The 21,693-nt window shown below is 44.3% G+C and carries 17 protein-coding genes and 2 tRNA genes; 6 read left to right on the top strand and 13 right to left on the bottom strand.

Annotated elements, in window-relative coordinates; all coding sequences use genetic code 11:
• Positions 1-145 precede the first annotated feature (145 nt).
• Positions 146-2,146 (bottom strand): hypothetical protein, encoded by a 2,001-nt coding sequence (locus BN3912_RS10925; RefSeq protein ID WP_023983975.1) that lies wholly within the window; start codon positions 2,144-2,146, stop codon positions 146-148.
• A gap of 886 nt (positions 2,147-3,032) precedes the next feature.
• Here BN3912_RS10925 and BN3912_RS10920 point away from each other — a divergent pair.
• Both BN3912_RS10920 and BN3912_RS10915 read left to right on the top strand, forming a co-directional pair.
• Positions 3,033-3,104 (top strand) — tRNA-Arg (locus tag BN3912_RS10920).
• 25 nt (positions 3,105-3,129) lie between these two features.
• Positions 3,130-3,924 carry an ADP-ribosylglycohydrolase family protein gene (locus tag BN3912_RS10915; RefSeq protein WP_023983976.1) on the top strand — a complete coding sequence of 265 codons (795 nt, stop codon included), beginning with the start codon at positions 3,130-3,132 and terminating at the stop codon, positions 3,922-3,924.
• 99 nt (positions 3,925-4,023) lie between these two features.
• On the opposite strand, the gene BN3912_RS10910 is transcribed toward BN3912_RS10915, so the two are convergent.
• The 4 genes from BN3912_RS10910 to BN3912_RS10895 all read right to left on the bottom strand — a co-directional run bounded on the left by BN3912_RS10910 (position 4,024) and on the right by BN3912_RS10895 (position 10,112).
• A complete protein-coding gene (locus BN3912_RS10910) occupies positions 4,024-4,533 on the bottom strand; it encodes a hypothetical protein (protein WP_023983977.1) in 510 nt (169 codons plus the stop codon).
• 416 nt (positions 4,534-4,949) lie between these two features.
• Entirely contained in the window at positions 4,950-7,970 is a 3,021-nt protein-coding gene (gene secDF / locus BN3912_RS10905; RefSeq protein ID WP_023983978.1) for a protein translocase subunit SecDF, read from the bottom strand.
• Between the two features lie 105 nt (positions 7,971-8,075).
• A complete protein-coding gene (locus BN3912_RS10900) occupies positions 8,076-9,161 on the bottom strand; it encodes an endonuclease/exonuclease/phosphatase family protein (RefSeq protein WP_023983979.1) in 1,086 nt (361 codons plus the stop codon).
• Between the two features lie 15 nt (positions 9,162-9,176).
• Positions 9,177-10,112 carry a rhomboid family intramembrane serine protease gene (locus BN3912_RS10895; RefSeq protein WP_023983980.1) on the bottom strand — a complete coding sequence of 312 codons (936 nt, stop codon included), beginning with the start codon at positions 10,110-10,112 and terminating at the stop codon, positions 9,177-9,179.
• 208 nt (positions 10,113-10,320) lie between these two features.
• On the opposite strand from BN3912_RS10895, the gene BN3912_RS10890 reads away from it, so the two are divergent.
• A complete protein-coding gene (locus tag BN3912_RS10890; RefSeq protein ID WP_016665398.1) occupies positions 10,321-10,596 on the top strand; it encodes an HU family DNA-binding protein in 276 nt (91 codons plus the stop codon).
• A 55-nt stretch (positions 10,597-10,651) separates the two neighbouring features.
• On the opposite strand, the gene BN3912_RS10885 is transcribed toward BN3912_RS10890, so the two are convergent.
• The 8 genes from BN3912_RS10885 to xerA all read right to left on the bottom strand — a co-directional run bounded on the left by BN3912_RS10885 (position 10,652) and on the right by xerA (position 17,211).
• Positions 10,652-10,722: transfer RNA gene (locus BN3912_RS10885), tRNA-Gln, on the bottom strand.
• A gap of 62 nt (positions 10,723-10,784) precedes the next feature.
• Positions 10,785-12,086, bottom strand: a complete 1,302-nt coding sequence (gene tyrS, locus BN3912_RS10880; RefSeq protein WP_023983982.1) for a tyrosine--tRNA ligase — start codon at positions 12,084-12,086, stop codon at positions 10,785-10,787.
• Between the two features lie 62 nt (positions 12,087-12,148).
• Positions 12,149-12,400, bottom strand: coding sequence for a membrane protein insertion efficiency factor YidD (yidD, locus tag BN3912_RS10875; RefSeq protein WP_023983983.1), 252 nt, complete (start codon positions 12,398-12,400; stop codon positions 12,149-12,151).
• Complete coding sequence (gene rnpA, locus BN3912_RS10870) at positions 12,397-12,795, bottom strand: ribonuclease P protein component (protein ID WP_004368974.1); 399 nt, start codon at positions 12,793-12,795, stop codon at positions 12,397-12,399. Before rnpA ends, yidD begins: the two co-directional genes overlap by 4 nt.
• Before the next feature lie 16 nt (positions 12,796-12,811).
• Positions 12,812-13,561 carry a uroporphyrinogen-III synthase gene (locus BN3912_RS10865; RefSeq protein WP_004368975.1) on the bottom strand — a complete coding sequence of 250 codons (750 nt, stop codon included), beginning with the start codon at positions 13,559-13,561 and terminating at the stop codon, positions 12,812-12,814.
• Between the two features lie 10 nt (positions 13,562-13,571).
• Positions 13,572-14,588, bottom strand: a complete 1,017-nt coding sequence (locus tag BN3912_RS10860; protein ID WP_004368976.1) for a DUF4271 domain-containing protein — start codon at positions 14,586-14,588, stop codon at positions 13,572-13,574.
• 10 nt (positions 14,589-14,598) lie between these two features.
• Complete coding sequence (gene metK, locus BN3912_RS10855) at positions 14,599-15,855, bottom strand: methionine adenosyltransferase (RefSeq protein ID WP_023983984.1); 1,257 nt, start codon at positions 15,853-15,855, stop codon at positions 14,599-14,601.
• A 402-nt stretch (positions 15,856-16,257) separates the two neighbouring features.
• The gene (gene xerA, locus BN3912_RS10850) at positions 16,258-17,211 is read right to left on the bottom strand and encodes a site-specific tyrosine recombinase/integron integrase (protein WP_023983985.1); all 954 of its coding nucleotides are present in this window, start codon (positions 17,209-17,211) and stop codon (positions 16,258-16,260) included.
• A gap of 413 nt (positions 17,212-17,624) precedes the next feature.
• On the opposite strand from xerA, the gene aroQ reads away from it, so the two are divergent.
• The 3 genes from aroQ to BN3912_RS10830 all read left to right on the top strand — a co-directional run bounded on the left by aroQ (position 17,625) and on the right by BN3912_RS10830 (position 21,618).
• A complete protein-coding gene (gene aroQ / locus BN3912_RS10840; RefSeq protein ID WP_023983986.1) occupies positions 17,625-18,068 on the top strand; it encodes a type II 3-dehydroquinate dehydratase in 444 nt (147 codons plus the stop codon).
• Positions 18,061-18,693, top strand: a complete 633-nt coding sequence (locus tag BN3912_RS10835; protein ID WP_023983987.1) for an O-methyltransferase — start codon at positions 18,061-18,063, stop codon at positions 18,691-18,693. The genes aroQ and BN3912_RS10835 overlap by 8 nt, the downstream gene beginning before the upstream one ends.
• 102 nt (positions 18,694-18,795) lie before the next feature.
• Entirely contained in the window at positions 18,796-21,618 is a 2,823-nt protein-coding gene (locus BN3912_RS10830) for a M16 family metallopeptidase (protein WP_023983988.1), read from the top strand.
• The last annotated feature ends 75 nt before the right edge of the window (positions 21,619-21,693 follow it).

Below are 21,693 nucleotides of genomic sequence, written 5' to 3'. Positions count from 1 at the left end.
AAGCTGTTTATAACGTATATTGAACTTACATGGTATGTATATCGCAATTATACGGCATGTTTTAACGAGTAAAAGCCGCAAAAAAGCAAAAACAAAAAGCAGAAACACCACATATACAGTGTTTCTGCAACAGTTTTATTTTCTATTACTTTAAGAAATTGCTTGTACGTTCGGGCGAATAAAGCTCCCATAACGAGGCGATTGTCCAGCCCGGTGCGAAGATGTCGTTGTAAAACCCTTTGCCGTTATGTCCATAATCCCACGTGGTATGTTGCACCACCTCGGGATAAAATCCGGGCACCCCGATGCCGCAGAGGTGCCCCTCTACAGGTAACAACTGGTTGAGCGACGAGTAGATAACATCGTACATACGGGCGAAACGCGGTTCGTTTACCGCCGTCGAGAGCCACTTCAAAATGTGCGGAAGTTCGAAGACGAACACGTCGATATGGTTGTTTTCTACCGATACATTGCCCCATCCGCGGCTATGGAAACCGAGGTCGCCAAGCATTTGTCCTTGGGCAAACGGCACATCCCACAGGTAATACCACGACAAGGCAAAATATGCAGCCTGCTTACACAGTTCGATATAGTGCTGCCGTTCGGCCCCTTTAGTAACCATGGCCAGATAGTATGTAGACGTTACGGCTGCGATAGCGGCCTCTTTATCCTCGCAGTTAGCATCGAGAGTCGATGAGAAATAGTCGCTTTTAGATATGATATTCTTCTCCAAATAGTCTACCGTAGCTTTGGCAGACTTCAGGTATTTTTTGTCTCCGAAGTATTTATAGCCCATCACGAGCGTAGATGTAGCCGAGGGAGTGCTGCCTCCGGAGGCATCTACATCGCTGCCGTCGTCGTTGAATTTACGGGCGAAATGACCGTCGGCCTTCTGCAATGTTATCAGATTATCGAGCAAGTAGCGCATTTTCTTTTCCCATTCTCTGTGCATACGTCCCCTATCTCGTTCGTACTTCAGGTAGTGGAGCACGGCGTAGATGGCTTCCGACTGCTGGCGGATGGAATGTATATCGTTCTTGGGCATACCGATTTTAAAGTTTACGAAGTCGTGGAAATAGCCGCGCGGAGTAAATCCGTTCGCCAAAAAGCTATCGAATATCTCGGTTCCCATGCGCACAAGGTCTTGCTGTTTATGTGCTTCGCCGTACTCGATCTCATTGAATGCGTTGAGCAACACGCGCCCGCAAAAACCTATCTGTACCTCTGAAGAAGGCTTACAGTCATCGATCGGGATAGTCATACCCGAATTGTATTTCAGCTGGTACTTGTCTACGAACGACTTACGAAAGTAGTTCGTGAGCTGTGCTTTCATCTGATCGGCTGTATAGATCGCCTTTACGGGGGTAGGATTTAGCCGATCGAAGCAATATTCCCACGTGTTGGAAACGAAACGACCGAAATCTTTGGCCGCGGTATGATGTATGCGCCACGTCAACACCTTGGTTTCTCCGGGCTCTAACTTGACAAAAGAAGTAACGGAAGGAGCAAGGGTAAGTTTACGTATATAGCGTTTTGGCGACTCTACATAGGGATAACCGAAGGTGAGCTTTGCCGTTCCGCTTTCGTTATCGAACCCTAAATAGCCTAACGAAGTGCTGCCCGACAGGATGACTTCGCCCTCCATAGCGGCGACAAGTGCCTCGGCCGGCTCGTCTACATGGCGCAACACGGTAACTCCGTTACCCGTTTTGGCATCGTAAACGCCTACAAGTGGCGACGACAGGCGGTCTTCACGGAAATTCCAGCTCTTGGATGTATGAAAAGAAGGGGCTTCTTTCGGCGACCGCAAGTTCTTATGATACCAGAAACCCGGCATATAAAACTCGCAGTCGTCCGTAGCGAAATCGGTACTCAATTCGGCACCGAAATTAATATATACTTTGTGTTTTGTGTTGATCTTTATTGTAAGCACCTCGTCTGTTCCCTGCATATTCACTTCTTTTTTGATAGATATAGGCAAGGCGGAAGGAGTTGTAAGCATACCGTTTTGCTCTGTTAGCTGATACGTCTTCGCTGCATTTCCGGGTTGTTTCAAACTGATGTGCGACTTAAAATCTGCTGCCGTTCCGGTTTCCGATACCATGATCACGGAAGCAAGCAATAACATTCTGGTTATGACTCTCATAAATAATTAGAGTATTTCGTTTTTCAATAATGAACAATTCTTTGTCGGAACCTTCACAACACTACTTATCATATAGCATAAACGAGAATGCAAAGCCTGCCTGATGCTTTGAAAAGAGGCCGTACCGGTCACGGGCACGACCTCTTATAAAACCACTTATATTACTTTAAAATTATTTAGTCTAAGTTTAAATCATCCAATCAACTTCTTTCTTTTATAGAATAGGCAAGATTACTCTTACTATTTACTACCTTGCAGTTGCATCGATGTCAACTATATTCTTCGTGTGTTGGTCGGGTTTCTCTTATGCGTTTGCAAAGTTAAGCCCTCATTTACCAAAGGAATAACAAATTCAAACTTATTGAATACAAATATTGAACCAATTTTGCCTATACGTTATTCCCGCGGTTCAATTTTGCTATTTTGGTTTCATATTACCATTTTACACTTATTATTCCGACCATGTTTTCAGCCAAAGAACAAAAAAAACACCAAATTTCCTATATTTCTTCCATGACAAAACAAGGCAGACGACGACATCAAACCATATCTTTAAGTACGACAGACCTATATTTCATCTCTGTTATACCATGCTCGCATGTACATTGCACATTATGTATAAGCCAAACAAAATAAACCCATGTTTTATTTTGAGATATGTATAAATTCTTGTATCTTTGCATAAGATAGGCGGCATCTCAGCAATCTCAAACAAGTTTGATTGCATTCGACTTGCACTATCTTTGCATAAGATAGGCGGCATCTCAGCAATCTCAAACAAGTTTGATTGCGTTCGATTTGCACTATCTTTGCATAAGATAGGCGGCACAGGAGCAACGCGAAACAGATTTCAGCATGCTCTTCGGCAGACATCACTATTAAACGGGCTCCCATAGTTAAATGGATAGAACGGAGGTTTCCTAAACCTTTGATCCGAGTTCGATTCTCGGTGGGAGTACACAATACCAAAGTACCGGAAAAATATGCTTGGAGCAATCATCGGAGATATTATCGGTTCACGTTTCGAATTCGACGAAACACCGCAAGAGGGGTTCCAGTTATTTACGACGTCGGATGATTATACCGACGATACAATCTGTACTATCGCCATTGCAGATGCCATTCTCAATAAACGAAACTACCAAGAGGCGCTCTTAGACTGGTGCCATCGTTATCCTCGGCCTAAGGGAGGTTACGGCGGAATGTTCGAGAAATGGCTGTTATCCGATAATCCTTTGCCGCAAAGTTCCTATGGAAACGGCTCCGCCATGCGCGTAAGTGCGGTGGGATGGATATTCAATGACTATCACGAAGTGATGGAGGAAGCCAAAAAGAGTGCCGAAGTAAGTCACTGTCATCGTGAAGGTATCAAAGGTGCACAGTGCGTAGCGACGCTTATTTACTGGCTAAGAACGTGCCGAATTACTAAAGATGAGGTGGAAAATACAGTTAAACGTAGCTTCGGGTACGACATTCCGTCGTTACAAGATATTTATAAAATTGGTGACGAAGGGCATTTCGACAGTACGTGCATGGAGACGGTACCGTGGGCGATACGGTGCTTTCTCGAGAGCGAGAGCTTCGAAGATGCCATACGTATAGCCGTCATGGCCAAAGGAGACACGGACACTAAGGCCGCCATCTGTGGCAGTATTGCCGAAGCCTATTACGAAATACCCGAGACATTCATAGAAAAGACTTACGGTTATCTGCCCGATGATATGCTCAATATCATCGAACAGTTTTATGAACATATACGCAACGATATCACCGGGTGAGGCATTCGAAATCAATAAAATACATATTGGATAGTTCCCGCAAGCCGATCGTGAACGTTAATGCCTAAATGAAAAGCCGGAAATACCAAAAACTTACGGCTATTTTTCTTTTGAAATAACAAATCTCCCCGAAAGGTTTTTATCGAAATCTATAACGAATGTGGTGTATTCTTGGGTATCTCTGTTGATAACGACCGTATATTTCCCATCAGTTAAAGGGCCTACTTCGAACGACAAATCGTAAGGACAGATGCAGTCGCATGCACTGCTTTTCTCGCTTTCTGTAATGATAATACGATTGTCTGTCACTGATGCATTTGCCCTAAGCTCCTCTGCACAGCAGTTAAAAACGGCATTCACGTGCCTGATGTAAAGCCGTCCGCTGCTTTTACAACTGTACTCTACACTTTCTTCATAGCCATCCAACTGCGGGAAACCGGCGGATATAGCCTTAGCAGAAGTCGCTTTATCCTTACAGCCCGTATGAACAAAGTTCCTTAAAGTGAGTGGTGCATCGTCTTTTGTTTTCTCATTATCGTTGCTGCATCCTACAAATCCCATTGTTAACATCAGTAAGTTAACCAACAAAAATACCCCTTTTCGTTTCATAATAATATTCTGTGTTTTAAAGGTTCCAATATTTCCGGTTGCTTATCAAGATAGAATGGAACCTATTAATTGTTTTTCTATTTTCATGCGTTTTATTATTAATAGAGTATATTCCTATGCTTTCCCTGCATAAAGCGTATATTATTTAAGAATTATTAGCACTATGTTGCTAATAAAATTACATATATCTCTATGGATACACATTCTATACATCCTCATTATATAATATACATATGCGCAACAAATATAAGGTATGTCTGCGTTAGGTAATATGCCTATAAACTGAAAAATAAAGAGAAGTAAACGATAGAACGGACTTCCGGAAATAACGAAAAAGCGGAATATAAAAAATATGGATTGCACCCACGACACGGATGCAACCCATATTATAATAATGTATAATAACTATTTTGCCGTTATGCTTTCACTGTTTCAACTTCAGCATGAACATCTTCCTTAATTTTCCTACCCATCACGAGGTAAGCGATCGGCGATGCAATAAAGATAGATGACAACGTTCCGAAGATAACACCCATCGTCATGGCAAATGCGAACGGCTGTATACTCTTACCGCCAAGGAATAATATGCAAAGCAATACTATCAAAGTTGAGAACGATGTATTAATGGTACGCGATAATGTTTGGTTGATACTATCGTTGAAGAGTGTCTGTATATCCTGCTTAGGATGCAGACGCAGGTTCTCTCGAATACGGTCGAACACCACCACTTTGTCGTTGATAGAGTAACCGATCACGGTAAGTATGGCACCTATAAAGGTCTGATCGATCTCGAGACTGAACGGCACAAAGCCTTGCAACAGCGAGAACAAACCAATAACAGTAAGGGCATCCAAGGCTAAGGCAATAGTAGAACCTACGGAGAATGCCACATTGCGGAAACGAATAAGGATATACAAGAAGATGGCAACAAGTGCTATAATCACACTGACAATCGCTCCGTTGGTGATATCCTTAGCAACCGAGGGGCCTACTTTTGTACTGCTGATAATGGAACCGCCCTGTCGAATGTCGGGATTCTTAAAGTCTTGCACGTTCTTTTGTGATACTAATCCATCGGCTTTCAATGCATTATAGAGCTTGGTTTCTACTTCATCGTCTATCGTAGGACTGTTGCTCTCTATCTTGTAGTTGGTAGAAATACGAATGGTTTTATTGTCTGTACCCAACGCAAGGGCTCCCGTGGTACTTTCTGGGAAAGCCTTAGCCAAAACAGTCCTAACTTCCTCGGGTTCTACCGGTTTCTCAAACTGTACTACATAATTGCGTCCACCGGTGAAATCGATACTTTGTGCAAGTCCGCGAACAATGAAACTTCCGATGAAGACAATAACGGCAACAGCGGCAAATGCAAAGGTTTTCTTATACATAGCCATGAACCGATATGCTTTGTCTTGCATTAAATTTCTCGAAAAGCGCGTTGTAAAGTTGAGATTCATCCACCTGTCTTTCTTTAACTGGTGCTCATAAACAAGACGTGTCAGATATACGGCACTGAAGAACGAACATACAATACCGATCATCCAAGTGGTGGCAAAGCCGCGGATGGGCCCGGTACCGAATACATAAAGAATGATACCTGTAAGAAGTGAAGTAACATTAGAGTCGAGAATGGCACTGAAAGCATTGCCATAACCAGCGGCCATTGCCTGTCGGAGTCCCTTTCCGGCTCGGAGTTCCTCTTTGGTTCGCTCATAAATAAGCACATTCGCATCGACGGCAGTACCTAAAGAGAGCACCATACCTGCAATACCCGACATGGTAAGTGCCGCTTGGAACGATGTAAGAATGCCTAATGTAAAGAATAAGTTGATAAGCAAGGCACCATTGGCTATCATGCCCGGTATGAAATCATACATCATCACCATGTAGATCATCAACAGAATAAAAGCGATAATAAACGAGATAACGCCCTGCCGGATAGACTGTGCACCGAGGGTAGGCCCTACGATTTCTTCTTGTACAATGCGGGCTGGCGCCGGCATACGGCCTGACTTCAGCGTATTGGCCAAGTCTTTAGTATCTTCAATTGTAAAATGACCGGTAATTGCAGACTCTCCCCCGCTGATTTCTCCGTTCACACGAGGAGCCGAGTAAACCACTCCATCAAGAACAATGGCTATGGCCCTGCCTATACTTGCTTTGGTTAAGGCGGCCCAACGACGTGCACCATCGGAATTCATCGTCATGCTTACTTCGGGCGAACCCGTAAGATGGTTAAATTGATCCTTAGCATCGGTTACCACATCCCCCTCTAACGGTGCGCGTCCCGTATTTGTTGTTACTTTCAAGGCATGTAGTTCGAAGAAATTCTTAGCCTTAATTCCGTCTGCTTGCTTAGCACTCCACAACAGTTTCAAATCTGGGGGAAGTATCTGCTTCGCCACAGCCGAGTGAATTAATTTGTTCACTTCTGCTGTATCTCTTACGTTTGCATATCCCACAACACTCAAACTGCCGGCACCGGTCGGCTGAAGTATCGAAAGTAATGGATGCTGCTTTTTAAGCGCGGCAGTCTGTGCTGCAGAATTTTCCTTTACATCTGCGGTTTTGTCATCATCGCTCTGGAGCTTGAATTTCGGCTGTGCCTTAGTAGTAGTTGCCGCTTTTGCCTGTGTTGTTTGCATTTTATCGGCAGCAGATTTGGCAGCAGTAGTATCGGTTTCTGTCTCACCTGCGGCCAAACGGGTATCGAGTTGTTGCAAATAAGGAATTATTTCTTCTGCATTATATGTTTCCCAAAACTCAAGATTGGCACTACCCTGCAAAAGTTTACGCATACGTTCAGGTTCGCGAATACCGGGCATTTCCACCATGATACGCCCCTGCTGTCCTTCGAGTTTCTGAATGTTAGGCTGAACAACTCCGAACTGGTCTATACGCGTACGCACCACATTGAACGAGTTATCGATAGCTCCTTGCACCTCTGAACGCAATACCTTTTCCACTTCCGAGTCGGTACTTTGCGGACTGACCTTGCCCTGCAATTGTTGTGTAGCGAATATTTCTGCCAAACGATGGCCGGGGGCATTCTTGTGATAAGCATTGACAAACAAGGTAATAAAATCTTTCTGACTTGTCTCTTCCTCTGTCCGTGCCTCTTTCATCGACTTCACAAAAGCGGCATCGGTTTTATGATCTGCCAACATTTCTATAACATCGGGAACAGAAATCTCGAGAATAACGTTCATACCACCTTTTAAGTCAAGACCGAGTCCTATCTGAGTCTCCAAACACTTTTGATAAGAATAGATGCCTAAATACTTCACAGAATCCTTATAATCCTGCTGCGCAACGGGATCCTTAAGCTTTTCAGCCTGACTGTCATAATAGTATGTAGCTGCCGAGAAAGACAAATAGAAGATGCTTGCAAGCGTCAATAAGACAGCTATTACAATTACAATTCCTTTGTTTTGCATTTTGTTTATTGTTATTTAATTATTGTTTTTCTACAATTAATAGACGTGCAAAGATACTATTTTTTTATCTTTTGCGAAAATTTAAAGTACTTAATTGTGTATTTTTTAAGGTTTTACCCGCTTTTTGAGCCAACAATATATAGGATAATGATCACTGCTTTTCACTCGATTATCCACCTTACATCCGTACGGAACCCAATCGTTTGAACACATAATGTTATCTATGCGTACATAAAAACCGCCATGATGATAGCTTATCCCGACACCATTACCACTCTCTACATAGCAGTCTGTCAGGTTTTTAGCTATAATACGACGGGTATAAGAGAGCGGACCGTCGTTAAAGTCTCCACAAAGAATCATGCTCATTCCTTTATGCCCATAGATGTACTGTGCCACAGCATCAGCCTGAGGAGCCCTACGCTTCGATGCTTCAGCAAGCTTATCAATAAGTTTCTTCGACTCCTTTTCTATACATTTAGCATTCATATCCCCTTTAACCATCTCCTTAAAATTGGTTTTATCTTCCGGAGAAAGCCCGATGGACTCGAAATGATTATTGATAACGATTACAGTATCCCCGTTTATCTTTAGATAAAATGCCGCCGAATGATTGGTTTTGGAGGGATAGGCTATGCGTTCTTTCTTGATAATCGGATATTTACTGTAAATGGCAAGTACATCTCCTCCGTCTTTACGCCGAGAAGTATCAGCATATTGATAAAGACCATTCATCACTGAATCTACTTTTGTTTTATATATTCCCCAGTCTTCAGCTTCTTGAAGGCATACGATATCGGCATTCTGCTCTGCAATAAACTGCAATGTGGGATTATTTTTACCGGCTTCATCCCATCCACTGAACATCCATACATTGTATGAAAGAACCTTAATCGCATTGGGTGGAACCGACCTATTTATATTCAACGGCATATAAATGCGCGTAGGATAATAACAGACAACAAAACCGAGAATGGGAATAAAAGCTTTGCGTCTCTTGAATACAAGCCAGAAAATCAAGAAACAGAAATTAAATATAAGGAATATAGGATACGACAATCCGGCATTAGACAGCATGGGAAAGGCTGTTGGATTTAGATAATCAGCATATCCGACAAACAGCATCATGACAATAGTTGCTATATTTGCCCCGATTGTCATCTGCAAAGTAAACGCCTTCAGCCCTTTCATCAATCCGTCAGTTTACTACTCTTTACTGCTATCGAAAAGTGTCTGTTTTTCCTGAGAACTAAGACTATCGTAACCACTTTTACGTATCTTATCAAGAATACGGTCTATTTCCTCCTGTCGTCTTTGTTTTTTAACGTTATAATCCCAATCGCTTTCATGCTTGTTATTCGTAGAATAGCGCTGATTATTATTCGATTTTCGCTGTGTATGATTCTCCCATCGTGTACGCAGATTATCAAAGAATTGCTGTCCAGCAGACCTTTTATAAGCACTATCGGGATGATGTCGCCAATATTTAATCATGAAAAATCCGAAGATCATTCCCCCAAGATGAGCCACATGAGCTACATGATCGCCGGCCGAAGTAAAACTCAAAAAAAGTTCTATGCCTGCACATATCACGACAAACCACTTAGCTTTAATCGGTATTGGGAACGGAAAGAAGAACATTTTTTCTTCTGAAAAAGTCATGCCAAAAGCAAGTAATATCGCATAAATAGCTCCTGAAGCCCCTACTGTAGTCCATCCGTTCAAGGCCGAACCCGCAGCTTTCACAATTGTAGTAAACTCTACGCCGGGATAATTATTGCTTGTAAAGAAATAAAACTGCATAAATTGTGCCAATTCCTGAAACAGTCCGGCCCCCACACCACAACATATATAATAAAAAAGAAACTTCTTCGCTCCCCATACGCGCTCTACCACACACCCAAACATCCATAACATAAGCATATTAAAAAATATGTGCTCGAAGCCCGCATGCATGAACATATAAGTAAACAATTGGTAGATATGAAAATCGGGTGCAAAGAAAAAATGAAGGCCCAGTATACTATTCAACCTATAAACTGTCACACCATCATAAACATTTGCCCCGTATAACACACATAGAATAAATGCCACCACATTTATAATAAGCAGATTTCTCGTTACTGTCGGTATATTGAACATAAATATATATTTCAAATAAAGTTATTTTACAACAGCAAAAATAAGAAAAATATCCGTCTTTTAGCATAAAAACGCCTTATTATAAGATATTTTTTCATAAATAACTTCACTTTTCTTTGTTTTTTGTTTGATTTCTAAAATGTTTAACTTATATTTGCGAAGTAATAACGAAAATACCATTCTATTAATTAACAAAATAAACAAAATTATGAACAAAACAGAATTAATCGAAAAGATCGCAGCAGGTTCAGGCTTGAGCAAAGCAGCTGCAAAGAAAGCATTAGACGCAACAACAGAGGCTATAAAAGCTGCTCTCGTTGCAGGTGATAAAGTTCAGCTCATCGGTTTCGGTACATTTAGCGTTACAGAACGTCCGGCTCGCGTAGGCGTTAATCCTGCTAAGAAGGGACAAAAAATTAATATTCCGGCAAAGAAAGTTGCCAAATTTAAAGTTGGTGCTGAACTTGCCGATGCAGTAAAATAAATTGTAAGACTGATTACAAATAAAAAAGACGGTCCAAACGGATCGTCTTTTTCTGTTGTCCCAGGCGGATTCGAACCACCACTGACAGAACCAAAAACTGTAGTGCTACCATTACACCATAGGACATTTTGCGGATGCAAAGGTAGTAGATTTTTCATCTACTACCAAATTTTTACAAACATTTCTTATTACTTCACTGTAATCAAGAAGTAATTTTTCTTGCCTTTCTGTACAAGTATATATTTTCCATCAATAAGATCGGCACCCGAGATAATACTGTCGAAAGCGGTAAGTTTCTCTTTGTTCACCGAAACGCCGCCGCCTTTTACCAATTTACGCATATCACTCTTACTTTGGAAGATATCCATACCTTCCAAAGTAAAAATGTCTACCGCCTGTTGTCCAAGTTGTTCTCTCTCTATTATATAATGTGGGACGCCATCAAAGATATCAAGTAACGTAGCCTCATCGAGCTTCAACAGGCTCTCCTTAGTAGACTTACCAAACAGAATATTAGAGGCTTCCACAGCCATATCGAGGTCTTCTTTCGAATGCACCATAGCAGTAACCTCTTCGGCAAGCCGTTTTTGTAATACACGACGCCCGGGATCTTGCCGATGTTCTGCTATCAAAGCATCGATAACGTCCTTTTCAAGGCTGGTAAATATCTTGATATATTTCTCTGCATCGTCGTCGCTTACATTCAGCCAGAACTGATAGAACTTGTAAGGTGTCGTACGATTACGGTCGAGCCATATATTCCCGCTCTCCGTTTTGCCGAATTTCTTGCCATCGCCCTTGGTAATAAGCGGGCAAGTAAGGCAATACGCCTCGGTATCATTACCGAGCGTACGGTGAATAAGCTCCGTTCCGGTGGTCATATTTCCCCACTGATCGTTGCCTCCAAGTTGCAATTTTACGCCGTATTTGCGATACAGATACAAGAAATCATATCCTTGCAACAATTGATAAGTAAACTCCGTAAACGACAATCCGTCACGTGCTTCTCCGTTAAGTCGTTTCTGCACGCTGTCTTTCGCCATCATATAATTCACCGTGATGTGCTTTCCAACCTCACGAGCAAAGTCGAGGAATGTAAATTCTTTCATCCAATCGTAGTTGTTTACCATCTCAGCAGCATTGTCACCCTCGGCTTCGAAATCAAGAAATTTGGCAACCTGCGCCTTGATTGCCTCTTGGTTGTGATAAAGAGTATCTGCATCTAAGAGATTTCTCTCCTGACTCTTGCCCGACGGATCACCGATCATACCGGTAGCACCTCCTACAAGAATGAATGGTTTATGGCCGCAACGTTGCAAATGGCGCAGCATCATAATACCGCAAAGGTGACCGATATGCAGCGAATCTGCCGTAGGATCGGTTCCCAAATAGGCCGATGCCATGCCTTTCTGCAGAAATTCTTCTGTCCCGGGCATCATCTGTGCCAACATTCCGCGCCACCTCAATTCTTCTACAAAGTTCTTTGTCATCGAATAATATTTATTATCGTATATTAAAAAATATAGTTATCGGGGCCCTCTGTCGAGGAAACTTACGGCACCGGATCATATCCGCTGCCACCCCAAGGGTTACATCTCAATATTCTCCATATGGCAAGTATCAGCCCCTTTACCGGTCCATGTTTCAGAAGAGCTTGCCGTGCGTATTCCGAACATGTAGGAGTAAACCGGCACGAAGATGGAGTATAAGGCGATATGAAGTTCTGATAGAATATAACAGGGACCAACAACAACCATGTAAAAAGCACCGCAATCCAATGCCATATATGCTTCAGAACCTTCATAAGCGCTCCTTTATTCGCATCAGGAGTGCTGAGATACGCTGCTCCACCTCCTGTGTATCGTAGAGATTGTCGGCAAGCCATATAAATGCCATAAGCAGCAAACTGCCCGAAGGAACCTTCTCTACGATGATAGATTTATTTTTCCGATAGGCTTCGCGCACCTGCCGTTTCACACGATTGCGTTTCACAGCATGCTTAAAATGCTTTTTAGACACGCTAACCATTATCTGCACCTTTGCCCTTTGTTCCGCGTGCTGTTCTTCAAGTTTATAAACAACCCGCAAAGGATATGCCGAAAGTGCATGACTTCCGCCTCCATTAAAAAGCGACTCTATCAGCGTACGGCTGCAAATCCGCTCTTCTTTACTCAATGTAAAAGCTCCGGATGCAGGCATTTATCATATTGTGTGTTTATTTCTTATGACTGTCAAGATACGCTTTCAGTGCACTCGTCATCGACGGGAACTCATTACTCGGGGCTTGCAAGTCGAGTCTAAGTCCTTCATCTTCCACTGTTTTAGCCGTAGCAGGACCGAAAGCACCTATTCGGATATCGCCCTGTTCGAAATCGGGGAAGTTCTTTTGCAAAGCTTTCACTCCTGTCGGACTGAAAAACAGCACCATATCGTAATCGAAATTCTTTATTTCGTCTTCCGTAAAATCATTGCTTACCGTGCGATACATTACACACTCCGTATGTTGTAGCTTCTTTGCTTCGAGCAAAAGTCTTACGTCATCGTTGTGTACACTGCTCATCGGCACGAGATACTTCTCATTCTTATGTTTAGCCATTATCGGTATCAGATCGGCTATTTTGCCTGTCGAACCGAAAAACACCTTGCGTTTACGATATTGCACATACTTCTGAATGTAAAGTGCAATAGTCTCTATTACGCAAAAATACTTCATGTCTTCGGGGATAGTGATGCGCAATTCTTTCGCCAAAGTAAAGAAATGGTCTATCGCATGACGCGAGGTAAACACCACAGCCGTATAATCAAGAATATTTATCCGTTGCTGCCGAAATTCTTTTGCCGTTAATCCTTCTACTCTAAAGAAAGGGCGGAACACACATTCCACGCCATATTCCCTCTCGATATCATAGTACGGAGACTTGTCACTTGCCGGTTGTGGTTGTGAAACCAGTATCTTCTTCATCATCAGATATGTACTAAAAATTTACTTTCAAATAATTGCTTATCATCATCAAAACGCCACACAACGCTAAGAATGGCATCACTTCGAGTCCGCAAAAGTACAAAATAATTTGCAAAAAAGCGCCCTTTCGCCGGAAAAAGATAATGTATTCCTTGTATAAAGACAGTAATTTAACCAAGGCAATGACGATGATCGAATAAACAAACGCTGTCTCTAACGGCAGGTTGAAATACACCTGAAGCATGACAAGCGGAAACAACAATATTCCTTCCGTAGATATCAAGAACAGGTAGGACTTCATCCAAAGTTCATTATCTCTACGGCTGAAGAACACCCAATGGACAATTGCATAAAGCATTGCCTTGATAAAGAAATACAAGGCAAATACCCCAGCATAGATACCCACAATCTGATATTGCTCCAGAATAAAGGTCCTGCCCACCGAAGTAAGCGTATAAAAGAAATAAGTAAGCGAAAACAGCAGACACGTTTGCAACACAAGAAACAATTGGAAGCGCAATTCAGTCGATGTTTCACTAATAACTGTCATCTTACTTCGAGGCACATAAAAGAACTTCTTGGCCTGACGGGCTATAAACCTACGCGACTGAGCAAAGGCAACCATGGCCAATATGAAGCATCCGAGCAGCAAACCGGTAATCAAGTTATCGCCTGCAATGGTGTAAGGCACGGGATCTCCCGCCACTCCTTGCCTGCCTCCGCTCAATTCGGGATGAAACAAAGGGCTCTCAGAGAAAAAAGATTCGCGGTAATATTGCGGCAGACTCGTGTCACGGAAACTCTTCCCCACAGAGTGCCCCGGCAGGTGTAGCGTATCAGGGCGCCCGCTCCAATGTATCTCGCTCGGTTTGATGTTTGCCTGAACAGCTGAGTCTTGCTGTGCCGGCGTGGCATTCTTGGGCAACCATTTCAGCACTTGAGCGGGAGTAGGTTGCTCGCGTCGGGGTTTTACAGGTATATCAACACTTGCCTCCGATGCCGTTATCGCTATGGAATCTGTCTGTAGCAACGAAACTGTTTTACAGTGAGAAGGCCTTTTTAATATCGTCTACGCGGTCGAGTTTCTCCCATGTAAAGAGTTCCACCTGCATGGTTTTCGTAGGATGATAGCGACTACAGAAGGTTTTCTCTACCACTTCGTTGTGCCTACCCATATGCCCGTAGGCCGCTGTTTCGAGATACATCGGCTGTCGGAGCTTCAGGTTTCGCTCGATCATCTTAGGTCTAAGATCGAACATCGTAGCTATTTTCTCTGCTATTTCGCCATCCGACAGCGCTACATGGCTGCGCCCGTAGGTATTTACATAAATGTTTACCGGTTTAGCCACACCGATTGCGTAACTTATTTGTACCAACATCTCGTCGCTCACGCCTGCCGCAACCATATTCTTTGCTATATATCGTGCCGCATAAGCTGCCGAACGATCCACTTTACTCGAATCTTTGCCCGAGAAAGAGCCACCGCCATGCGCACCTTTACCGCCGTAAGTATCTACGATAATCTTGCGTCCGGTGAGTCCAGTATCCCCATGTGGCCCGCCTATAACGAACTTCCCCGTGGGATTAACGAAGTATTTAATGCTGCTATTAAACAATCCAAGCACTCTATCCGAATGGATTTGTGCCTTTACACGTGGCATGAGTATGTGCAAAACATCATCTTTAATCTTGGCAAGCATCGGTTCGTCGGCATCGAAGTCATCGTGTTGCGTAGATACAACTATGGTGTCGATGCGCTGGGGGATACCTTCGTCGCTGTATTCTATCGTTACTTGGCTCTTAGAGTCGGGGCGTAAGTAAGTCATTTCTTTGCCCTCTTTGCGAATATCGGCAAGAGTTCGCACGATCAGATGGGCCAAATCGAGCGATACAGGCATGAAGTTCTCCGTTTCGTTCGTAGCATAACCGAACATCATACCTTGGTCTCCCGCGCCTTGATTCTCTTCCGTACCGTTGTCTACACCGCGGTTGATGTCGTCGCTCTGCTCGTGTATGGCCGAAAGAATGCCGCAGCTGTCGCCGTCGAACTGATATTCGGCCTTGGTATAACCTATGTTTTTAATCGTATTTCGGGCGATAGTCTGCAAGTCTATATAGGTATCAGACCTCACTTCTCCCATAATTACCACTTGCCCCGTGGTTACAAACGTCTCGATGGCGCACCGTGCATGGTCGTCGTAAGCCAGAAATTGGTCGAGCAGGGCATCCGATATCTGGTCGGAAACTTTATCGGGATGTCCTTCAGAAACCGATTCCGATGAAAATAAATATGCCATATCTTTATATTTTAAGAAACTTTTTAGATTTGCAAAGGTACCGTAAAATCTACAAACAGCAAAATAAAAAGCATTAAACATATATAAAGAGGTGGGAGTAGCCCATGGGGCTGTTTGCCTTTCTCCTCGTAAGAAAGAGAGGTAGAGAGGGGATCGACCGTAAGAAAAACGAAAGTTTTGAAAAAACAGGGAACAATTTCAAAGCAGACAGACCTATCGCCTAATAGCGATAGATATGCTCTCTATCCGTTACAGACGGTCTATGCAAGCCGAGCAGACCTGCCATCTAACACCGGCAAGCAAAACTCTCATGCAATAAAAAGGATCGGGATTGTGCTCAAAGGCACCCAAAACGTTTCTGATACAAACAGAAAACAAGAGTGCGGAACCCATTATTTTAACCTACAAATCCGGCTTTCTGTCGGCATTCTTTTCATTGTACATAATGTTTCGGGGGTGATGGTTCAATATCTCTTCGCGCAGTGTACTTATGTCTATATGGGTGTATATCTCTGTCGTCCCGATGCTCTCGTGCCCCAACATCTCCTGAATGGCACGCAGATCGGCACCGCCTTTCAGCAGTTCGGTAGCAAAAGAATGGCGCAAAGTGTGCGGACTGATGGTTTTACGAATGCCGGCTGCCTCGGCCTGACGCTTGATCATGATGAGTATCATGGTGCGGGTAAGATGACTGCCACGGCGGTTTAAGAACACGAAATCGATTTCCCCGGGCTTTATCTGCATCAAATTGCGGTCTATGAACCACAGTTTAAGTTCCTTGATGGCCTTGGGCGAGATGGGTACCAACCGCTCCTTGTTGCCCTTGCCCAGCACCCTTACGTACTCCTCTTCTATATATAAGTCCGATAATTTGAGGTTTACCAGCTCTGAAACACGCAGGCCGCACGAAAAAAGCATCTCTATAATGGCTTTATTTCGTTGCCCTTCCCACTTCGAAAGGTCGATAGAGTCTTCGAGCATGTCTACTTCAGCAGCAGAAAGAACCTCGGGCAAGTGTTCTCCTATGTGGGGCGACTCCAAGAGTTCGGTAGGATCGGCAGCGATATACCCGTCGAGCACGAGAAATTTGTAGAACGAACGAACACCGCTCAATATGCGTGCTTGCGTGGCAGGACCTACACCATGCTCGTGTATCTGTACGGCGAAACGCTCTAAGTCGGCGAGTTTAAGCTCGAAAACGTTCAGGTCTTGTTGCGCACAATAGCCGATCAACCACGACAAATCGTGCTGGTAAGCCTCTAAAGTATGGGGAGAATAGTTGCGTTCAAGTTTCAGATAACGCACGTAAGCTTTCACCACATCAGTGCTGTTCGCAATCGTTTTCTTTTTTTGCATGACCGTTTATCCGCAATATGAATTATGTGCAAAGATAGTGCAAGCCGAACACAATGGAACTTGTTCCAAATTGTTGAGGCGCCGCCTATCTTATGCAAAGATAGTGCAAACCGAACACAAAGAAACTTGTTTCAATTTGTTGAGGTGCCGCCTATCTTATGCAAAGATAGTGCAAGCCGAACACAAAGAAACTTGTTTCAATTTGTTGAGGCGCCGCCTATCTTATGCAAAGATAGTGCAAGTACTCCTAAACACCAAGAAACGGCCGTTTAAATCGCCCGTTTTGTACGTGTAAGAATGCCGAAAGTAACTTATCTACGTGCAACATTCACCGAAAAGGCTTTGAATTTTAATCCATTTTCCGTAACTTTGCCTGCATACATACGTAATATACCATTCAACCGTCATTGCTTATGAAGATACAAATTATCAACGGCCCTAACTTAAATCTGCTCGGAACACGCGAACCGGACATTTATGGCAATAGCTCTTTCGATGCTTTCCTGCCGGAATTGCGTGCGCAATATCCCGATGTAGAAATAGAATACTATCAGAGCAACATCGAAGGAGAACTTATCGACCGCATGCAGGAGGTAGGCTTCACCGCCGACGGCATCGTGCTTAACGCCGGTGCATATACACATACGAGCATTGCCCTGCACGACTGTATCCTGTCGCTGGCATGTCCGGTGGTAGAAGTGCATATCTCCAACGTGCACAAACGCGAGGAATTTCGCCGCAAAAGCATGATTGCAAGTGCCTGCATCGGCGTAGTTGCCGGCTTCGGACTGCATTCCTACAGCCTTGCCATCGCAGGCCTGCTGGCCCGTAACGAACCGTCTGCCGATAATGAATGAAGCCTTAGACCGATACATCGATAGCCATATCGATGCCGAGGGCGACTATCTGTACCGCCTCTACCGCGCCACCAACATCCATACGCTGCACGGACGGATGGCAAGCGGGCACCTTCAAGGGCGGTTGCTCCGCATGCTTGTGCGTATGATACGGCCGAATAATATCCTTGAAGTGGGCACCTTCAGCGGCTATAGCGCCATCTGTATGGCCGAGGGATTAGAAGAAGGAGGCAAAGTATGGACGTATGAGATCGACGATGTGATGGAAGAGTTCACACGCCCGTGGATAGAAGGATCGACAGTTGCCGATAAAATCAACTTTATCATAGGCGATGCCAACGTATTGGCACCTCGGGCAGGCGTAACGTTCGATATGGCTTTCATCGACGGCGATAAGCGCACGTATCTGCAAACCTACGAAATGACGCTCACAGTGCTGCGTCAAGGCGGTTTCATCTTGGCCGACAACACGCTGTGGGACGGCCATGTAGTAGACCATTCCTATGATAACGACAGTCAGACACGCGGCATCGAAGCGTTCAACGACTTCGTGGCAACCGACACACGTGTGGAGCGTGTCATCCTTCCGTTGCGCGACGGACTGACCATTATCCGTAAAAAATAAATCTCGTTTTCAGCCCCTAAAAAGAACAAAAATCGTACGCGCTCTGTTTATTTTTTGTATTTTTGCAACACATATATTATTTCAATCCAAAATTAATACGGTATGAAAATCAGAAAATTATTACTCCTATGCCTGCTGTTTGTTGCAGGAATGGTACACGCACAAATGGAATTGCCCTCGATTCCTACGGATACAGCCGTGCGAATTGGCAAACTACCGAACGGACTTACGTACTATATCCGCTATAACAATTGGCCCGAACACCGCGCGAACTTCTATATAGCGCAGAAAGTCGGTTCTATTCAGGAAGACGAAAGCCAGAGAGGATTGGCTCACTTCCTCGAACACATGTGCTTCAACGGTACCGATAACTTCAAAGGAAACGACCTCATCGAGTATTGTCGCTCCATCGGAGTAGAGTTCGGTGGCGATCTTAACGCATATACAAGCATCGACCAAACGGTCTACAACATAGATAATGTGCCCACAAACCGCCAAAGCTCGCTCGATTCTTGCCTGCTTATCTTGCGTGATTGGGCCGACGGACTGACTTTGGACCCCAAAGAAATAGACAAAGAGCGTGGGGTTATCCACGAAGAATGGCGCTTGCGTACAAGCGCAAACAGCCGTATGTTCGAACGAAACCTACCGAAACTCTACCCCGGAAGTAAGTACGGCGTGCGCTATCCCATCGGACTGATGAGCGTGGTAGATAACTTCAAGCCGAAAGAACTGCGCGACTATTATGAGAAATGGTATCACCCGCAAAACCAAGGCATCATCGTTATCGGCGACGTAGACGTGAACCACACCGAACAGATGATCAAAAAACTCTTCGGACCTATTACGAATCCCAAGAACGCACAGCCCATTGTAGACGAACCGGTGCCCGATACACCGCAACCGATCGTTATCATTGATAAGGATAAGGAGCAACGGACGAGCGACGTAGAGCTGATGTTCAAGCACGACGTATTCCCCGATTCGCTGAAACATACCATCGCTTACATCGTGGCCGACTATGTGAAAAACGCCGCTATGTCTATGCTCAACAACCGTTTTACCGAAGCTGCACAGAAAGCAGACTGCCCTTATACAAACGCTTACGTAAGGGATGGAAGCTATATTTTTGCTAAAACGAAAGACGCATTCGATCTGGATGTAGAACCCAAAGACATAGCTCAAACCGCTCAGGCACTCAAGGCAGCATTCATAGAAGTGCGCCGCGCGGCCGATTATGGCTTCACTCCGACCGAATACGAGCGCTATAAAGCCGATCAATTAAGTGCACTCGACAAGGCTTACAGTAACAAAGACAAGCGTCCGAACCGCCAGTTCTTCCGCGAATGTCTTGGGCATTTCCTCAATAACGAGCCCATGCCGCCCATCGAGTACACCTATGAAACGATGAAAATGATTATCCCTGCCATCCCTTTAGAGACCGTTAATCAGGCAATGAAGGAACTAATTCCCGCCAATGACAGTAATATGGTGATCGTTAGTTTCAATAATGAAAAGGAGGGAAATGTATATCCTACCGAGGCTGGATTGTTGGGTGCAGTGAAGGAAGCGCGTGCGACTAAGATCGACGCATACGTAGACAATGTGAAGAACGAACCGCTCATAAAGACGCTGCCCAAGGCAGGTACTATCAAAAGCGAGAAGAAAAACACGAAACTGGGCTATACTGAATTGAAGCTGTCCAATGGGGCTACCGTAATTCTGAAGAAGACCGATTACAAGAAGGATCAGGTTATACTCTCGGGAGCCGGTTATGGCGGTAACTCTCTCTATGGTGCAAAAGATTACAAGAACCTGCAGATGTTCGACCAAGCGATAGGTATCAGCGGACTCGGAAGTTTCTCCAACACCGAACTTACCAAGGCTCTTGCAGGAAAGATTGCCAATGCCGACCTGTCTATGTCTGACGAATATGCCGCCATCAGCGGTTCTTCTACACCGAAAGACGTAGAGACCATGCTCCAAATGACTTATCTCTATTTCACCAATATCAACAAGGATCAGAAAGCATACGACCAGTTGATCAGCCAATACGAGGTAAGTTTGAAGAATCGTGCACTATCTCCGGAGATCGCACTCCGTGACAGTCTCACCGCTACCATGTACGGACATAATCCGCGCCTTACGCCACTACAGGCACAAGACCTGAAAGGCATCTCTTACGACCGCATTCTGCAAATCGCCAAGGAGTGTACTGCAAACGCAGCAGCATGGCGCTTTACCATCGTTGGAAACTACGACGAAGCCGCCATTCGCCCGCTTATCTGCCGCTATCTTGCCTCTCTGCCGGCGAAAGGCAAGGTGCAGAAAGGTCACAGAGTGGCATTCCTGCAGAAAGGGAATATAGAAAATAAGTTCTTACGCAAGATGGAAACGCCCAAATCCATAGCCTATATGATGTGGTACAACGATGTTATGCCTTATTCTGTCGAAACCTCTATCAAGGCCGATATCGCCGGACAAGTGCTCTCCATGGTATATCTGAAGAAGATACGCGAGGATGCCAGTGCCGCATATGCGTGCGGTGCACAGGGTGCAGCCACCATTTCCGACAATTATCACAACGTGCAATTCTTTGCTTATTGTCCGATGAAACCGGAGAAAAAGGATATCGCTATCGAGATTATGAATAACGAATTACCCAATTTGGCCAAAGATGTAGACGCGACAATGGTCGATAAAGTGAAGAAACTCATGCTGAAACAGACCGACGATTCAGAGAAAAACAACGGCTATTGGATGAGGGTAATCAACCAATTCTACAAATACGGCATCGACAGCCATACCGACTACAAGAAACTCATCGAAGCACAAACGCCGCAATCTATCGCTGCTTTCGTAGCTGAGTTCCTTAAAAACAAGAATCATATCTCGGTTATTATGCTGCCGGAAGAGGCAAAATAAGCGCTCGAATATAGGATCCATAACCACAGAAAGATGCGTCGGCCATTGTTCCGGCGCATCTTTTATGGTATTACA

Origin of the sequence: Prevotella phocaeensis (assembly GCF_900065875.1) — a bacterium.
Lineage (GTDB): Bacteria > Bacteroidota > Bacteroidia > Bacteroidales > Bacteroidaceae > Prevotella > Prevotella phocaeensis.
Note: the sequence above shows the minus strand (reverse complement) of the source record. Positions and strands in the feature narration are given on the sequence as shown.

Bases quoted from the DNA above. Each gene is read 5' to 3' on its own strand.
- BN3912_RS10925 (WP_023983975.1), bottom strand. From the start codon at position 2,146: ATGAGAGTCATAACCAGAATGTTATTGCTTGCTTCCGTGATCATGGTA.
- BN3912_RS10915 (WP_023983976.1), top strand. From the start codon at position 3,130: ATGCTTGGAGCAATCATCGGAGATATTATCGGTTCACGTTTCGAATTC.
- BN3912_RS10910 (WP_023983977.1), bottom strand. From the start codon at position 4,533: ATGAAACGAAAAGGGGTATTTTTGTTGGTTAACTTACTGATGTTAACA.
- secDF (WP_023983978.1), bottom strand. From the start codon at position 7,970: ATGCAAAACAAAGGAATTGTAATTGTAATAGCTGTCTTATTGACGCTT.
- BN3912_RS10900 (WP_023983979.1), bottom strand. From the start codon at position 9,161: ATGAAAGGGCTGAAGGCGTTTACTTTGCAGATGACAATCGGGGCAAAT.
- BN3912_RS10895 (WP_023983980.1), bottom strand. From the start codon at position 10,112: ATGTTCAATATACCGACAGTAACGAGAAATCTGCTTATTATAAATGTG.
- BN3912_RS10890 (WP_016665398.1), top strand. From the start codon at position 10,321: ATGAACAAAACAGAATTAATCGAAAAGATCGCAGCAGGTTCAGGCTTG.
- tyrS (WP_023983982.1), bottom strand. From the start codon at position 12,086: ATGACAAAGAACTTTGTAGAAGAATTGAGGTGGCGCGGAATGTTGGCA.
- yidD (WP_023983983.1), bottom strand. From the start codon at position 12,400: ATGAAGGTTCTGAAGCATATATGGCATTGGATTGCGGTGCTTTTTACA.
- rnpA (WP_004368974.1), bottom strand. From the start codon at position 12,795: ATGCCTGCATCCGGAGCTTTTACATTGAGTAAAGAAGAGCGGATTTGC.
- BN3912_RS10865 (WP_004368975.1), bottom strand. From the start codon at position 13,561: ATGATGAAGAAGATACTGGTTTCACAACCACAACCGGCAAGTGACAAG.
- metK (WP_023983984.1), bottom strand. From the start codon at position 15,855: ATGGCATATTTATTTTCATCGGAATCGGTTTCTGAAGGACATCCCGAT.
- xerA (WP_023983985.1), bottom strand. From the start codon at position 17,211: ATGCAAAAAAAGAAAACGATTGCGAACAGCACTGATGTGGTGAAAGCT.
- aroQ (WP_023983986.1), top strand. From the start codon at position 17,625: ATGAAGATACAAATTATCAACGGCCCTAACTTAAATCTGCTCGGAACA.
- BN3912_RS10835 (WP_023983987.1), top strand. From the start codon at position 18,061: ATGAATGAAGCCTTAGACCGATACATCGATAGCCATATCGATGCCGAG.
- BN3912_RS10830 (WP_023983988.1), top strand. From the start codon at position 18,796: ATGAAAATCAGAAAATTATTACTCCTATGCCTGCTGTTTGTTGCAGGA.